The sequence below is a fragment of the Paenibacillus sp. FSL H8-0457 genome, assembly GCF_038051935.1.
In the GTDB taxonomy this organism is placed as follows: Bacteria; Bacillota; Bacilli; order Paenibacillales; family Paenibacillaceae; genus Paenibacillus_AQ; species Paenibacillus_AQ lautus_A.
Window position 1 is genome coordinate 3,010,955 of sequence record NZ_CP150293.1, and the last position, 16,148, is coordinate 3,027,102.

The 16,148-nt window shown below is 47.9% G+C and carries 16 protein-coding genes and 1 pseudogene; 9 read left to right on the forward strand and 8 right to left on the reverse strand.

The features are described from left to right. Positions 1–40 precede the first annotated feature (40 nt). Positions 41–343 (reverse strand): annotated as a pseudogene (locus MHI43_RS13515) (cytochrome P450); the annotation flags it as partial. 158 nt (positions 344–501) lie between these two features. Between MHI43_RS13515 and MHI43_RS13520 the strand changes: the two are divergent. Continuing rightward, entirely contained in the window at positions 502–1,008 is a 507-nt protein-coding gene (locus MHI43_RS13520; RefSeq protein WP_036663460.1) for a hypothetical protein, read from the forward strand. A 175-nt stretch (positions 1,009–1,183) separates the two neighbouring features. On the opposite strand, the gene MHI43_RS13525 is transcribed toward MHI43_RS13520, so the two are convergent. Both MHI43_RS13525 and MHI43_RS13530 read right to left on the reverse strand, forming a co-directional pair. Continuing rightward, entirely contained in the window at positions 1,184–1,903 is a 720-nt protein-coding gene (locus MHI43_RS13525) for a glycosyltransferase (RefSeq protein WP_036663458.1), read from the reverse strand. Next, on the reverse strand, positions 1,900–2,640 hold the full coding sequence (locus MHI43_RS13530) for a glycosyltransferase family 2 protein (RefSeq protein WP_036663457.1): 741 nt from the start codon (positions 2,638–2,640) through the stop codon (positions 1,900–1,902). The genes MHI43_RS13525 and MHI43_RS13530 overlap by 4 nt, the downstream gene beginning before the upstream one ends. A gap of 278 nt (positions 2,641–2,918) precedes the next feature. Here MHI43_RS13530 and MHI43_RS13535 point away from each other — a divergent pair, with 278 nt between their 5' ends. Together MHI43_RS13535 and MHI43_RS13540 are read left to right on the forward strand one after the other, a co-directional pair. Further along, on the forward strand, positions 2,919–3,830 hold the full coding sequence (locus tag MHI43_RS13535) for an NAD(P)/FAD-dependent oxidoreductase (protein WP_015734891.1): 912 nt from the start codon (positions 2,919–2,921) through the stop codon (positions 3,828–3,830). A gap of 237 nt (positions 3,831–4,067) precedes the next feature. Further along, positions 4,068–5,804, forward strand: coding sequence for an ABC transporter ATP-binding protein (locus tag MHI43_RS13540; RefSeq protein WP_036663455.1), 1,737 nt, complete (start codon positions 4,068–4,070; stop codon positions 5,802–5,804). 120 nt (positions 5,805–5,924) lie between these two features. Here MHI43_RS13540 and MHI43_RS13545 read toward each other — a convergent pair whose 3' ends face one another. Continuing rightward, on the reverse strand, positions 5,925–6,749 hold the full coding sequence (locus MHI43_RS13545) for a TerC family protein (RefSeq protein WP_015734893.1): 825 nt from the start codon (positions 6,747–6,749) through the stop codon (positions 5,925–5,927). A gap of 275 nt (positions 6,750–7,024) precedes the next feature. Then, positions 7,025–7,939, reverse strand: coding sequence for a DMT family transporter (locus MHI43_RS13550; protein WP_036663454.1), 915 nt, complete (start codon positions 7,937–7,939; stop codon positions 7,025–7,027). 128 nt (positions 7,940–8,067) lie between these two features. On the opposite strand from MHI43_RS13550, the gene MHI43_RS13555 reads away from it, so the two are divergent. The 3 genes from MHI43_RS13555 to MHI43_RS13565 all read left to right on the forward strand — a co-directional run bounded on the left by MHI43_RS13555 (position 8,068) and on the right by MHI43_RS13565 (position 10,848). Next, positions 8,068–8,937 carry a LysR family transcriptional regulator gene (locus MHI43_RS13555; protein ID WP_036663452.1) on the forward strand — a complete coding sequence of 290 codons (870 nt, stop codon included), beginning with the start codon at positions 8,068–8,070 and terminating at the stop codon, positions 8,935–8,937. Between the two features lie 158 nt (positions 8,938–9,095). Continuing rightward, entirely contained in the window at positions 9,096–9,689 is a 594-nt protein-coding gene (locus MHI43_RS13560) for an RNA polymerase sigma factor (protein WP_015734896.1), read from the forward strand. Continuing rightward, positions 9,655–10,848, forward strand: coding sequence for a DUF4179 domain-containing protein (locus tag MHI43_RS13565; RefSeq protein ID WP_036663451.1), 1,194 nt, complete (start codon positions 9,655–9,657; stop codon positions 10,846–10,848). Before MHI43_RS13560 ends, MHI43_RS13565 begins: the two co-directional genes overlap by 35 nt. A gap of 65 nt (positions 10,849–10,913) precedes the next feature. Here the strand turns inward: MHI43_RS13565 and MHI43_RS13570 are convergent, their stop codons facing one another. After that, a complete protein-coding gene (locus MHI43_RS13570; RefSeq protein WP_036663449.1) occupies positions 10,914–11,534 on the reverse strand; it encodes a flavin reductase family protein in 621 nt (206 codons plus the stop codon). A gap of 96 nt (positions 11,535–11,630) precedes the next feature. On the opposite strand from MHI43_RS13570, the gene MHI43_RS13575 reads away from it, so the two are divergent. Then, positions 11,631–12,320 (forward strand): helix-turn-helix transcriptional regulator, encoded by a 690-nt coding sequence (locus tag MHI43_RS13575; protein WP_015734899.1) that lies wholly within the window; start codon positions 11,631–11,633, stop codon positions 12,318–12,320. A gap of 95 nt (positions 12,321–12,415) precedes the next feature. On the opposite strand, the gene MHI43_RS13580 is transcribed toward MHI43_RS13575, so the two are convergent. Next, entirely contained in the window at positions 12,416–12,955 is a 540-nt protein-coding gene (locus MHI43_RS13580) for an NADPH-dependent FMN reductase (RefSeq protein WP_009593544.1), read from the reverse strand. Positions 12,956–13,263: 308 nt separating this feature from the next. On the opposite strand from MHI43_RS13580, the gene MHI43_RS13585 reads away from it, so the two are divergent. Further along, positions 13,264–14,436 (forward strand): GNAT family N-acetyltransferase, encoded by a 1,173-nt coding sequence (locus tag MHI43_RS13585; RefSeq protein WP_036663447.1) that lies wholly within the window; start codon positions 13,264–13,266, stop codon positions 14,434–14,436. Between the two features lie 126 nt (positions 14,437–14,562). Here the strand turns inward: MHI43_RS13585 and MHI43_RS13590 are convergent, their stop codons facing one another. Further along, the gene (locus tag MHI43_RS13590) at positions 14,563–15,255 is read right to left on the reverse strand and encodes a DUF421 domain-containing protein (protein ID WP_036663446.1); all 693 of its coding nucleotides are present in this window, start codon (positions 15,253–15,255) and stop codon (positions 14,563–14,565) included. Between the two features lie 299 nt (positions 15,256–15,554). On the opposite strand from MHI43_RS13590, the gene MHI43_RS13595 reads away from it, so the two are divergent. Beyond that, entirely contained in the window at positions 15,555–15,710 is a 156-nt protein-coding gene (locus MHI43_RS13595; RefSeq protein WP_341283289.1) for a hypothetical protein, read from the forward strand. Positions 15,711–16,148: the final 438 nt, after the last annotated feature.

Genomic DNA, 16,148 nt, shown 5'->3' on the forward strand with positions numbered 1-16,148 from the left:
CCACATGCGATTTCGGAAGCGTCCTTGGATTCACCGCATCCTAATGTAGGGCCTTTGCTTTTCGAATGACGATCCGGCTGTGAGGAAGAGAAGGCATCTCATGAAAGCTGAAGCTTACGTCCTGTACGGGCACTTCATAACTCATCCGGTTAGCCAGAAAGTCCAGACTCTCCTTCATGATTTCAAGCGTAATCCATTCCCCGGCACAGCGGTGTCCCGTATGATGATCTCCGCCGCCTTGAGGGATGAAGTTAAAGGGACTTCCGTTCCAATGTTCGAAGCGATCCGGCTTGAACAGCTCCGGCTGATCCCATAGGCCGGGATGATGGTTCGTTCCGTATAAATGGTCTCTTCCGATTTGAACAATTTCACACCGCTGTTCTCAACTATCATAATCCAAGCCAAAAGTTGAAACCGGGCTGCTCCCTTGCAGGATTCCCTTGCGTTGACGAGAATTCATTAGGTAATAATTCAAAAAGATGAACCCAGGAGGTTAAGAAAATGGCTGCAGAAGTAACCAGGGTGTACAAAGAACAGATCCCGTCAGCGCGCTTGATCGGCAAACGGTATACGGACGAGCATCGAAATGCGGCAGGAAGCTTCGCGGACCAGTGGGAAGAATGGTTCGCCAATGGCTGGTTCGAAAAGATCGAGCAGCTTGGTTGTTTGCCGGAATCGGAGGGTGCTACTTATGGTCTTATGCGAATGAACGGGATTCAGTTTGAATATTGGATCGGTATGCTTTTTCCGAAGCATATCGAAGTGCCGGAAGGATTTGACCATGCGGATCTGGAAGAAGGCGCTGCGGGGATATGTTGGTTATATGGCAAGGATAACGGGGAGCTATTCGGTATGGAGCCTCATAAACGATGCATGGCGAAAATCGCCGAACAAGGCTGGAGCTTGGACGAGAACCCGTGGTTCTTTGAACGTTATCATCCAGTCCGTTTCATGACGCCGGATGAGCAGGGGAATGTCATCTTGGATTATGGCGTTTATTTGAAATGAGACGTTCGATTCGCTAGGGATGAATGAGAGCCGCTCCAATGGAGTGGCTCTTAACCGTTCTTCTGATTCAGTTAAACAAACTACACGCCATATTCGAGCCCGCTGTTTCTGTGGAAATGCTCGAGTCGCCGGTTCATTCACTGCGATATACGGAACATTTAGATTCATGCAGGACTTAGCCTCTACTTACGAATTTCTTTGCATTGTCTACGTTCAGCTTTTTAACATGTTGAGTTAATAGATTCTTGTCACTGACGATCCAGGTGTGATTGGTGGAGTTGCGTCTTCGATTCGCTAAGAAATGATACGGACTTCCCGAGTATATTCTATAGTTACGAGCTATACAATCAGCACAAAATTTGACGCACTCGCTGCGATTTTGATTCGGGAACGCTACTTGATCGAATACATGCCGTTTAACCAGCAAGGTCGCCCCTTGAACAAGGGGAACCCATTGATTGGCCATGTTAGGGTAACGGTGCAGAAGAGCTTTTTGCCCGGCAAGCTGCATAAAGTGCGCTCTCTTTCCTACAATATCAGCGCGAGTCTTGATCATGAGACGGACGCTTTCGTTCAAATAATCAGGTGCGTAATAGTCATCATCGTCAAATTTAGCAATGAGGCCGTGTTGGGAGACCTTTACACCATAATTAAGGCAGCTGCCGAGTGATAATCGTTCCGGTTTGCTATATATTCTGACGTTGCGATATGACTTGGCTGCCATTTGATATTCCGGTAGCTTGAGACTGCCATGATTTAAGATGACGATTAACTCTTTGTTCCTGTAATTCTGTCTGGCGTAATTCTCCAACAGATTGTGCAGGCATTCCGGTCTTTTGGTGCAGGTGATGATCGATACGGCAGGCTGTGATGGGGATGATGACCGGTGCGTCATGCTCGACTGCCTCCGGTCGTCCGCTGTACGAATTTTTTGAAATCTCGCACATTCGGAACTTTAGGGTGCTTGGCCATGAGTTCCTGATCGCTAATGATCCATGTATGACCGGATGAATTTTTCCGCCGCACTGCCGTAAAATGATACTTGTTGCCGGAATAGACTTTGAAGCCCTTGCTTTTACTTCTTGTGCAAAAAAGATCGTCTTCACCGACGTTTTGATTCGGAAAGCGTACTTTGTTAAAGACGTTCTTCTTAAATATGAGCGTAGCCCCCGGCAGCATGGTTACGGTTCGATTTTCATCGTTGGGAAACCGTAGAATTAGAGTTTTGGAGCCTTGTAAATACATATAATGTGCACGTTTCCCTATAATATCGGCGTTCGATCTTCTTAACGACTTCAGGCTGTCCGACAAATAGTGGGGGGCGTAATAGTCGTCATCATCGAATTTGGCAACGATGCCGTATTTCGTTTTGCTTACGGCGTAATTTAGGCACGCACCCAAAGTGACATGCTCCGGCATGCGGTAGATTTGTATGTTTCGATGCTTGTTGGCTAATTGCTGGTAAGGAGAGAGGGCGATTGTACTATCGTTGACAACGATAATGAGCTCTTTCTTGGCATGGGATTGTCTAGCGAAATTATGGAACAAGTTTTTAATATAATTAGGGCGATTCGTACAGGTAATAATGGATACGCCTTGCGTTTTGGATGAATTGTTGAAGCTTGCTGCCATTCCATCACTCTCCTTATCTATGAGGATAATTTCTATATCACAATAGAGTATGTAAAGTATAAATAGAGGTAACGGCATTACGACTCGACCAACTTTTAAAATTTTTATAGCAGGAGGGCATTGTATTACAGATCTTGTTTGTCTATAATGGATGTCATAAGTCCATAATATGATTTGTCCTTGGCATTCTTCCTTAGGCAAAGAGGAAATAAACAAGAAGTCATGTCTTATTGCGTTTATATTATGGACATTAAAGATCCAGAAGGGTGATGGTATGCATGACGGAGCAATTGCATGATGTCGTTATTATCGGCGGAGGTCCGGCAGGATTGAATGCTGCGCTGGTATTGGGAAGAGCGAGGAAAGACGTGGTGTTGATTGACGAAGGAAAGCCGCGAAACAGGGTTACGCGGGAAACCCACGGTTTTCTTACGAGAGACGGCACAAGCCCATCGGAGTTTCGCCGCATAGCAAGAGAACAGATTACCGCCTATCCCTCCGTCCGCTTCGTAGAGAATACAGCTGCCGCCGCAGAGGGAGTCGACGGTGATTTCCGGATTACCACGGGAGAGGGAACGATATACCGGAGTAAAAAGCTGCTGTTCGCCGTTGGGAAGAAGGACAGCCCGCTGGATATTAACGGATTAGCTGATGTATACGGAAAGAGTGCCTTCGTCTGCCCATACTGCGATGGATGGGAATTGAGGGATCAACCGCTCGTCGTCATTGCCAAGGGGGCGGGGGCGCTGCATTTTGCCAAAGTGATCGCAGGGTGGAGCGACCGGTATACCATTTGTACGAACGGACCGGATGAACTGACGGATGAACAACGGCAGGAATTAAAGGATCATGACGTCCCTCTATTCAACTCCCCGATTCATCGCATTGAATCGAACGAGGGGATGGTGCGGCAAGTCGTATTGGAGGATGGAGCGGTCATTCCGTGCACGGGCATCTTTTTCGCGCCGAAGCTGGTCCCTGGTTCTGAATTGCCTGCGGCTGTAGGCTGCGATATCAATGAAGGTGGAAGTGTGGTCATTGATGCCTTCGGTAAAACGAGCGTGCCGGGCATCTACAGCGCCGGTGATGCAGCCACCGAGATGTATCAGGCCATTGCGGCCGCTTCGATGGGAGCCATGGCAGCGGCCTCCATCAACGGCGAGCTGCTTAACGAACGATGGAATCGTTAATCCGTGAGTATACGAGAGGCAGGCTTTGGTTAGCATCCAAGCCTGTTTTTTCGTTCCTAGGGGATTTTTTAATTCTAAATCATTCTTACACTCCGGATTGGGGTCATTTATCGGCTATGATGAAATTATCAAGTACAAGGAAGGGTGTTTACGATGAGAACAACAATGGAGTTTATCATGAATCAAGTTTGGAGGGATATGAATAATTAACCCTCCGGCATATTGGAGGAGAGCGAATTGAATTCTCGGACCAAGAAATTTTTATCCTATTATAAACCGTACCTGGGGTTATTATTTGCAGATTTGGCATGTGCTTTTGTTGTCTCGGCCATTACGCTGACGCTTCCGCTCTGTATACGATACATCACCATCAACGTGCTGGAAGGGAATTCTCAAAGCCCGCTGATTCAAATCTATGCGGTGGGTGCCGTCATGCTGGCCATGGTCATTATCCATACTCTGTGCGATATGTTCATTTCATACAAAGGACATATGATGGGGGCTTATATGGAAAGTGACATGAGACGGGAGCTGTTTGACCATTTTCAGAAGCTGTCCTTTGGATTCTACGATGAGCACAAAACCGGGCAGCTAATGACACGGACCACCAATGACATTCTGTCGCTGACCGAATTGTATCACCATGGTCCCGAAGATATCGTCATTTCCGTTCTGAAGTTCCTGGGTGCATTCATCATCTTAATGTATATCGACGTGAAGCTTACCCTGATCGTTTTTCTCTTTCTCCCGATTATGGCCGCGTTTGCTTTTTACTATAATAAGAAGATGAACGCGGCGTTGCGGGTAAGCAAGGACCGGATCGAGGATATCAACGCACAGGTAGAGGATTCTCTTTCGGGTATCCGCGTGGTGAAGTCTTTTACGAACGAGCATATAGAGAAGGGGAAATTCGCCTATGCCAACAAGCGGTTCATTGACAGCAGAAGGGAAGGGTATAAGAGCGAAACGTACTTTCACGAAGGGCTGGTCGGTTTTACCCAACTTATTACGATTACCGTTATTGTGTTCGGCGGAGCCGCAATCGTGGATACCTCGCTGGAACTGGCGGATTTGCTGACCTTTTTCTTATGCATCGGCATTCTGATCGAACCGATCCAGCGCATGGTTAACTTCGCCAGACTGTACCAGGAAGGCATTACGGGATTTGACAGGTTCATGGAGATCCTGGAGGTAGAACCCGATATCGAGGATGCCGATCGTGCCGAGACGATCACGCAGGTTCAGGGGAACATCGAGTTTCAGAATGTCAGCTTCAGATACAAGGACCGCTATGGATTCGTGCTGAACCAGGTATCGCTGAACATCAAGCCTGGCGAGTATGTTGCTCTGGTTGGTCCCTCAGGCGTAGGCAAGACCACGTTGTGTTCGCTGATTCCGCGTTTTTATGAAGTAAGTGAAGGACGCATACTGCTGGATGGGAGCGATATCCGGGAGATTACGCAGCACTCTTTAAGAAAAAATATCGGGATCGTGCAGCAGGATGTATATTTGTTTGCAGGCTCCGTCTTCGATAACATCCGGTATGGCAACATGGAGGCCAGCGAGGATGAGATCATCGCAGCAGCCAAAAGAGCGAATGCCCATGATTTCATCATGGCACTGCCGGACGGTTATGAAACGGATATCGGCCAGCGCGGCGTCAAGCTCTCCGGAGGACAGAAGCAGCGGCTCAGCATTGCGCGTGTGTTCCTGAAGAACCCGCCGATTCTCATATTTGACGAAGCGACCAGCTCCCTGGACAATGAAAGCGAGAGAGCGGTCCAAGATTCGCTGGAACGGTTAAGCGATAATCGAACAACGCTTGTCATCGCTCATCGGTTGACAACGGTACGGAATGCGCAGCGAATCGTCGTATTGTCCGAAGACGGGATCCAAGAACAGGGCACGCATGAAGAATTGCTTGCCCGTCAAGGCGCTTACGCGAATTTATATCGTATGCAATTGACAATATAAGCATGAAGAAAGGCGATTTGTGAACGGTTGAAGCACCGTCAGCAAATCGCCTTGTCTTGTTTGATGAATCATGTTATGAAGTTGCCTCATGCGTGGTATACATTGCACGCGGGAGGGGATTTAGCCTTGCAGCGTTTTGCCCGGCTGTTGTTCTTCCACTTCCTTGATGGCATTGTCTTCATCCTGCACTTTCTCTTTCGAAGAGCTAAACCATCCGATCACGGCAATCAGCACGAGAACGATGTAGAAGGAAGCCTTCCAGATCGAGCTCTCAGGGAAGTGATGGTCGATCAGGGCTACATCAGGGTGTGCAAGGGTAATCACTGCAAGCTTGACGCCTACCCAACCAACAATCAGAAATGCCGCCACTTCCAGTCCGGGACGCTGCTGCAGCAATTTTACGAAGTAGGATGCCGCGAAGCGCATGATGATCAAACCAATGAATCCGCCCAGGAAGATGACGATGAATTGACCTCCATCCAGGCCGCCGATGTTCGCCAATCCGCTTGGCGGCAATGCGACAGCCAACGCTACGGCTGCAAGTATCGAGTCTACGGCAAAGGCGATGTCCGCCACTTCGACTTTGAAGACGGTCATCCAGAAGCCGGATTGCTTCTTGGGCTTGTCCGCTTTCGGTTTTGCGTCTTCCGTCGGTTTCTTGCCTTTAATAAAGTGTTTCAACGTGTGATTGATCGAAATGTAAAGAAGATAGAGTGCGCCGATGGCTTGTACCTGCCATACATCCACCAGGAACGAGATTAAGAACAGCGATCCGATCCGGAACACAAAGGCTCCGAGCAGCCCGTAGAATAACGCCTTTTTGCGCTGGTTCTCCGGTAAATGTTTGACCATGATGGCAAGGACCAGCGCATTATCCGCCGCCAGCAATCCTTCCAGTGCGATGAGCACTAACAACACCCATCCATACTCCAATAAAAGCTCCATGCCATTTCCTCCTTGTAGTATTATTGAAGGCACAAAAAAGACCTCCACCGGCAGGTGAAGGCCTTTTGAAATCAAAAAGAGACCTTCACCACAGAGTGTGTGGTAAAGGTCTCGCAAACAACGTATCGTTGCCAACAAAGCCGGGGACATTTCCCGTAATGACGACTTTGCTGTGACAGCTACTCCCCTTTAATCACGTTCCTGCATAACTGATATCGCCCTCAGTTAAGCCGTGATATAAAGATATAAATTTTTTGGAGATAAGTCAAGCTTTTTTACTTGAATTCAGCAGAATAGGACTCCAACGCAACGGGTCTGTTTTTCATGGCCGACCGTTTCCTGAAGTTCACATCAACGCTGGATAGAACAACGCTAAGAAGGACAAGCGCAGCTCCTGCATACTGGTTGGAATCCATGACCTCGTTGGCAAACCAGTATCCGAACAGCGCAGCGAATACAGGTTCCAGCGAAAATACGAGACCCGTTCGGGTGGCGGTTGTATGCTTCTGGGCGATCGTCTGGAAGATGAACCCCAATCCGCTGCATACGACACTGAGGACCAGGACAGCCGTCCATGAGTCGGTGGAGCTTGGCCATGCCGGTGTTTCCAAGAGAAGTGACGAGAGGAACGCATACAATCCGGTAAATCCCAGCTGCAGGATGCCGAGGCTTAACGCGTCGACCTTCTGCGCAGCCGTGCTGACAATATTGATATGAAGCGCATAACATAATGCCGCCGCTATGCAGAACAGGTCCCCGATCTTAAATGCAAAGGGGAGCTGGATAGTCAGCAGCGCGATGCCCGTTAAGGCCAGCAAAATACTGACGATCCGTTTCTTCTCTATTTTTTTCTTAAAGAGGAACGTATGTATTAATGGGACAAACACCACCGTTAAGCTGATCAGAAACCCGGCATTGGATGCTGTCGTTGTTTTCAAGCCAAAGGTCAAGGCCGTGAACATGATAAACAAAATAAAGCCCAGGAGCATGGCGTAACGGATCGTCTTCAGGTTAGCCCGGCGCAAGCGCGGGAAAAAAATCGCTCCTGCAAGCATAAAGGCCAATCCAAATCGTAGGGCTATCAAATTGAACGCTCCCAGCGAATCCAGTCCCATTTTCATAAAAAGATAGGACGAGCCCCAGCACATGGTGATAAACAAAATCATAAGATCGGCCTTCAGCGGTTTCAAGTTCTTCTTCCTCCTTCAAGTGATTGAACAGAATCAGTATACTCACGTACAATAGACAAGTAAAACGAATGTTCTTAATAATAAACATGAGTAAAATTCATGTATAAAATAATGCCGGAGGATTCCCCATGAGTATGAATAAATTCAAAGTTCTATTAAAGGTCGTCGAGCTCGGAAGCTTGACCAAAGCCGCCGAAGTGATGGGATTTACGCAGTCCGGCGTCAGCCATATGATCAACAGCCTGGAAGATGAGTTCGGCTTCTCGCTGCTGATTCGAAACCGTTCAGGCGCGAAGCTGACGACCAATGGCGAGGAGATCGTGAAGACGATGCGGGAGATATTGAAATGGAACGAGCATTTGGAGCAGCAGGTGGCTTCCATTCATGGAATCGAGCTGGGAACCATTCACATCGGTACCTTCACCAGCGTCGGCGTTCACTGGCTGCCTGGGATTATCCAGGATTTCCAGCGGGATTATCCCCATATCGAGATTCGTTTGGTCGAAGGAGATTATCGGGAAATTGAGGATTGGATCGCGGAGGGCAAGATTGATTGCGGCTTTCTGTCACTTCCGACGTGGGATATTTTCGATGCGATTCCTCTGCATCAAGATCCGATGCTCGTACTGCTGCCAGTGGAACATCCGCTTAGCTCCGAGGACTCCATTGCCTTAGCCCAAATTGAGAATGAACCTTTTATTATGCCCAGCAAAGGCTCCGATTACGATGTGAACCGGGTGCTGGAGAAAGCCCTGACCAAGCCGGATATCAAATATACGCTTGGAGACGATTATGCCATTATGGCCATGGTGGAGAAGGGCCTGGGCATCAGCATTCTTCCCGAACTTGTGCTGCGGGGGCAGCGGCGGAATATACGGCAAATCGAATTGAAGGAGAAGAGCTTCAGATCGCTCGGCATTGCGGTAAGCTCCTTGCGGGAAGTATCTCCGGCAACGAAACGATTCTTGGATTACGTTAAAAGTTACCCGAAGCTGTAGCCGCCCGTAACGACACAGAATTATGCCCTTTTCAGAGCATCCGGACTCTATTAGCGGCAGGGTCTAATTCATGCGCATTCTCCACATCAAATAAATCGTGTCACAAAATCCCTTGTTCGGATTGTTATATAGGTAAACAAAGAAGGAGGTGAGCTCGCTTGCAGCCAACCATCCCCGGGGAAGCGGAAGGAAAAAGAAAGGCCATTGAAGAGGTTATCGAACAAGTCAAAGCAGGAGACAAACATGCATATCAAGCGATCATCGTCCAGTTTGAACGGCAGATGTACACCTACTGCTACTATATTCTGAAGAACCATGCGGAGACAGAAGATGCCGTGCAAGAGATCTTTATCCGTGCTTATGAGCATCTTCATCTGTATAAGAGACAAGTATCCTTCTCTGCCTGGTTGTATAAAATGGCCTATCATCATCTGATCAATATTAAGAGAAAGCAGAATCGTTTTCTTAACCTGATCGAGCATTGCAAGGAACAGCAGCCGGTTATGCAAATATCTCAACATGAGCCGGTTGTGTACGAGCTGTTAACCTACCTTACAGCAGAAGAACGCCATATATTGCTGCTCAAGGCCGTAGAACAGTATACCTTCGAGGAAATCAGCGGCATCATGGGACTCAAATCGGCGACGATCAGGAAAAAGTATGAACGCTTGCGTCATAAGTTAATGGACCGAATAAGCCAAAAAGGAGAGGTGGCACGTGGGACAATTGCCGGAACAAACGGAATACGCTGAGATGAATGCACTCGAACAAAGGATTCGCGAATCGTCTTTACCGATGAGAAGTATGAGTGATCAAATCATGAACCGAATTGGAGAGCGTGAAATGACAAGATTATCAACCAAACCTAAACCGAATGTTATTAAAAGAGCGATACTCGTTGCGTCCGCAGCAGCTGTGCTGGGAGGAACCGTGATCGGTTCGGGGTTTGTATCGCCGGTAATGGCAGCAACCCTGAAGCAAATTCCAGTGCTCGGTGTGCTATACGAAGGAACCAGCGAAGATGCAGTGAAAGCCGCCATAGAGCAAGGAATCCTATCCGAACCTAACTTGAGCTTAACTCACGATGGCGTGACGTTGAAGGTAGCTGACCTCCTATATGATGGAACCCGGTTGTCCTTTATCCTGGAGCGCGAGGGAGTGGATTTACCGGGTACAGCTTCTCCGTATATTAGCGAAGATGCTACGTTAATCGGTAATCAGGATAGTGAGTATGTTAAGTCGAGGAAAGTAGCTAAGGAAGATCAGGAAAAAGGCTATATCGAAATGCCGCGAATTCTGGTAGACGGACAAGAAGTGGCGATGGGCGAGGGGACCTTTGGAGATTATCCGCAACAGGACAATGCCTATATCGTTGAGCTTGCCAAGGGTCTGAAATTACCCGATCAATTCGAGCTGACCATTCAGGCCAACGTAACTCAAGTGAACGAAACCTTCGAATTCAAGATCCCTGTAAATGTCGCTAATCCATCGATTGTCGTGAAGCCGGACCAGGCCACGAAATCGGATGGGCCATTCAGTTATACCGTCAAGCAATTGGATATTTCACCGGTATCGACCCGCCTGGTTCTGGACAGTAAAGGCGAGGTGCCGGCTTCTGTAGAGCAAACAGGCGATTACAGCGCCAGCATGGTATATTACGAGCTAGTGGATGATCAAGGAAATGTCCTGAGTCCAAGAAAATTCGAATATTTCCATAGCGAACCCCAAACCGAATATCATATCGACCAATTGTACAGTCCTCTGAACGGAACGCCGAAATCCATTACGATAAAGCCGTTTACGCTGACCGTCAATCCAAAGGATTGGAGTGTTATAGGACAAGATCAGGATAGCGTAGGAGATAAAACCTATCTGAAGGATCTGGAAATGACCATTCCGGTCAAGCCGTAAACCACAAGCACGAACAGGATTGGCCCGCCATACATGGCGGGCCTCTTCCTTATGCTCCTCGAATATTAGGTTTCGGCTCGAAAGCTTTTGCCTACTGACGGGCCGAGCCCATAATAGTGCCGGAAATTGTAGATGAGCGGACTCCATTTGCCGGGGTCAATGTGTTGTTCATTCATAATGATGCTGCGATGGGCATGCACCTGAACAGCCTGTGTTTCGACAATGGCAAAAAAGGGCGAGTCGTCAGGCAGCCGAATGTGGTTCACCTTGGCTTCAATCTGGATCGGGCATTCCATTATACGAGACGGCCTGACGGTGACGGAATCCGCAGGCGTTAATCCGCTATGCGCATATTTATCTTTTTCATATGTGAATCCGCTCTTCAGCTTATAGTCCGGAACGGGGTGTTTCCCTGTCAACGGGGCTAATCGTTCGACATTCTCCCACAAGGAAGGGTCCGGAATATTGATGACGCATTCAGGATGCCGTTCCAGGTTCTCAATCGCCTTGCCCCCGAGCCCGATGCCAAGAATAATATGTTCTCCCAGCGCCCATGATGAGGAGATGGGGCTGATATTGACGGTGCCATCTTCATTCAGGGTGTTGAGCAAAATAACCGGGGTTCCATAGTATAGGATTTTTGGTTGAATTAGTTCGGTGTCGATCATTTGAGCGGTTTTTTTCATAAAACGTTCCTCCTATTAACTTTCTATCCTAAATCATTGTAAAATAGAAAATGTTCGATGCTCATCGAAATATGGATTACATCAGGAGGGATGGAGATGAATGCGAGTCCGAACATAGCACAGGTAGCCTCACTCGTAAGCGATGCATCGAGAGCGGCCATCATGACCGTCTTATTGGATGGGCGTTACCACCCGGCAGGAGAGCTGGCGTACATGGCAAATATCAAACCGCAAACGGCCAGCTTTCATTTATCCAAAATGGTTGCGGCGAATCTGGTGGCCGTCGAAAAACAGGGAAGGCACCGTTATTATGGAATCGAGAACCAGGAGGTTGCCCGGATCATGGAGACCCTTCTATCGATTACGCCTCCCGTTGAAATCAGATCATTCAACCAAGCTTTGGAGCACAAAGCCATACGCCATGCAAGGACTTGCTACGATCATCTTGCGGGGAGTTTGGGAATACAATTGACGGATTCGCTTCTAAATGCAGGGATTTTATCCGAAGTGGATCATCAATTTACGGTTACCGAAAAAGGAGAAGGCTTCTTCAGGGCGTTTCAAATCGATCTGGAACGCGTGAAGAGAAAACGCCGCTCCTTCACGCACCGATGCTTGGACTGGAGTGAAAGACGTCATCACCTTGCCGGGGCGCTGGGCCATGCGCTGTTGGAAAGACTATTGGAATTAGGATGGGTACAAAGGATGCCAAAAACCAGGGCCATTAAAATCACGCCCGAGGGCAAGAAAGGACTAAACGAAACGTTTCTTATTGATATCGAATAGGCGCAGGTTTTCGGTATGAAGCGTGGATGCCAGAAAAAAAGGACTGCCGCAGCCTCATCGGAAGATGAAGCGGCGGCAGTCCTATTTATTAGAGATTAGCGCAGCGTCTTCAAAGCACCGCTCCAAGCAAGCACTTGGTCAAGCATGCCATTCAGGTTGACAAGATGGAGATCAGCCGGTTTGAACACAGAGCCGTTCTCAAAATCAGTGAATAACGAGAGGGCAGGATGTACGCGAACGTCCGCTACGGACAGCTCGCCCAGGATTCCGCGCAGATGCTCGGCAGCGCGTGCGCCGCCAACAGAACCGTAACTCACGATGCCTGCAGCTTTATTGTTCCATGCCTCGCGGGCATAATCGAGTGCGTTCTTCAATGAGCCGGAAATACTGTGGTTGTACTCCTGAACGATGAATACAAAGCCGTCCAAACTTGCAAGTTTGGTATTCCAAGCCGTTGCTTGTTCAGTCGCGTCGGCTTCACCCAAAAGCGGAAGCTTGTAATCCGCGATATCTACGATTTCGTAGTTTGCATCTCCGCGCTCGTCAGCGATACGTTTAACCCATTCACCTACTTGCGGACTTAAACGACCTTGACGGGTACTGCCTAAAATAATACCGATATTCAATTTGGACACTGTTCTTACCTCCCGATTATTCTGAATATATTGTGATCATGGTGTGCTTGTTATTTTGCATGAGCTAATCATAATCTTAGTGGGTTATCTTTGTCAAGTAGCTTACTAAAAGTTTGTGTAAAATATTCTAAGTTTTTTTGTATTCATGCACGGATGGATATTCACCTGAAATCGGACGGTGTTTTGTACCGCATAGGCAGCTGTGATGTTATACTGGTCATGTGCTTGGAACCCACTTTTTCGTGCCGGGATAACACGCGTCATTCAGCAATTAACGTACATATGAAGATTGGAGAGGTGAAGCAAGAATGGAACTTAGACAATTAAGAACGGATGAATTTGACATCAGCACGAAATTATCCGAATATGCCTTTCAATATACGCTGACGCCGGAGCAGCGAGAGTCCAATCAGAAGCATTTTAAACCAGAGCGATTCTGGGGGATTTTTGACGGGGAAGAGCTGCAGGCGAAACTGACCATCATTCCGCTGCAGGTCTATTTGCAGGGGAACACTTTCGCGATGGGCGGCATTGCGGGCGTGGCAACATGGCCGGAGAACCGCAGACAGGGACATGTCTCGACGCTGCTTAAGCATGCATTGCAAGAGATGAAGGGCAAGGGACAGACCCTTTCCTTCCTGCATCCGTTCTCGATCCCGTTTTATCGCAAGTTTGGCTGGGAATTGTTCGCGGAATATCATAAGTACGTCATTCCGGTGTCCAAATTTCCGCGTAAAGTGGAGGTGCCGGGCCGCGTTGTAAGAGATGTAAACGACATTGCTGTACTGGATGGCATGTATCAGGCCTATGTCAGCCGGTATAACGGTACCCTTGTGCGCGAAGAGGCATGGTGGACAAGATTCGTCCTGCAGGGAGACAATCACAGCGTTGTTTATTATTCTGCCGAGGGCAAACCGACGGGTTATGCGTTATATGAGCTAAAAGACAAAGAACTGGTGTGCGACGAATTTGTTTTCCTGAATGAAGAAGCCCGAAGCGGACTCTGGACTTTTTTTGCAAACCATGATTCCAGGATCGAGCAGGTGACCATGACGATGGTGCCAACGGATGACCAGCTGCCCTATATGCTGCCGGATCCCCGCGTTACCCGGGAAACGGTTCCTTACTTCATGGCCCGTATCGTGGATTTACAATCCTTCGTGGAGCAGTATGCTTTTGAAGCGACGCAGGAAGCTGTCCTGACCATCGAGGTGGAGGATTCCGCAGCGCCTTGGAATGCAGGCCTGTGGAGGCTATCGGTGAATGGAGAGGGGAAAGCGGAGCTGTCGGAGCTCCCATCCGATCGAGGGGAGCAGGCGGATCTGTCTACCGACATTCAGACACTGTCGGCCTTGTTTACCGGATATAAAAGACCGCAGGCACTGTATTCCATCCACCGCCTGACCGGAGATGCTAAGGCTGCAGCACTGCTGGAAACGATGATTCCTGCAGGCCAAACCTACCTCATGGATTTCTTTTGAGAAAGGGATACGCTTGGTGCTCCGGAAGAATATCGTCGAATTCGCTTTGTCGTTAGAATATACGAAACACAAAAAAGCCTGGGAATCAGGCTTTTTTTTGCGTTGCGATCATCTAAGGGTATAAATTCAATCCTGAACCTCTTTTTTGGAGAAAACATAGAGCTTTCCGTCATCCCCATACTCCGCGTATGCGATATCTTCCAAGGATTCAAAACCTTGCTCCCGCGCTTTCGATTGAATCTCATTGTGTTCGATGTGTTTGCCCAGCATGGATTCCTCGAGCAGCCTTCCCTTGTCGACAACCGTTACCGTAAAGGGATCCGGCTTGGCTTCGATGCCAAGATCCTGGGCCGTCGGCGGCTCGTATTCGGGTTTGCGCATGACGGATAGCGAGCCGTCCGTTTCCAGAATGGCGTATTTGACTTCGGTTAATGAGAAAATATTTTGCCGTCTGAGCATGGACAGCAGCTGTTTATATTCCATGTCGTATTTATCGAGCAGCTTCTGGTTGAGCTTTCCGTTATCGATCAGAAGAACCGCCCGCCCTTCCGTTAAATAGCCGAACTTGACAAAGTGGGTGGTTGCCTTCTCGAAGAGGAAAGACATGGTTGTCCATAACGCTAGAGCGAATAACAAATGGGACAATTTTACTTTATCATCATAGAGGCTTGCCCCAACGATTTCACTCAGGATTAAGGAGGATAGGAAGTCAAGCGGTGTAAGCTGACTGATGGTTTTGCGCCCAGTAACAAAAGTGATGATCCATAGCCCGAAAAAGCTGATGATCAGTTTGACTCCTAAATCGATAAACATATCCATGGACAACCCTCCTTCGGAAGCAGTGTAATATGGTAAGTTATTAAACGTTTTCGCTTCACGCAGAAACAAGGGAGATTTATCCGGTTAGGGTATTCATTGACGCAATGAACAATATTCAATAATCGATCTTTATGAATGAGAGCTGCTGGTTAACAAGCGGCTTTTTTGTTTTCAGTTATGGATTCATTCGTGAATTTGACAATTTCTCAATAGACGCTTGAAAGTGACGCGGCGTCATCTTGTAAGATATAATTCGTCAACGAAAATCACGGAGAATGTCATACATGTCGACAAGGGAGTTGAGAGAATTGAAAAAGGGAGATATCATTATTTACGCTTGCGTCATCATCGGGGCCGGGATCGGTTTAACGCTAGACCATGCTTTTCCGGGTGTTCTGGTCGGTTTGGGTATTGGATATTTGGTCAAAATGACCCTGAAGGACGAGGAACCGTAAACATGGAAAAGATGCTGACATAGGATACATGAGGGAAGGATTTGTTATCCAAATTAACATCAAACTATCTTTGAAATTAGGTTTGACAATTAGAAAAAACTGACTTATAGTACTTTACTATCAGCAACGATCAAAGACATGATTCCTGAAACAACCTGTCCAGAGAGAGAAGCGATTGGTGAAAGCTTCTTCCGCGCTTGTTCCTTGAATTACCCCTTTGTAGCTGTGTTTTTGAACCCAGATCGGTTGTACGACAATCGAAATGGAACTAGAAAACACCGAATCATCCCCGTTAGCGGATGTCTGAATGAGGATCCGACAAAGCGCGCGGCAGTACGAGCGTTTGCCATTATCGGATCAAATTAGGGTGGAACCACGAGCTGAACGCACTCGTCCCTTAGGGATCGAGTGCTTTTTTGCGTTCAATCTAAATTTGAT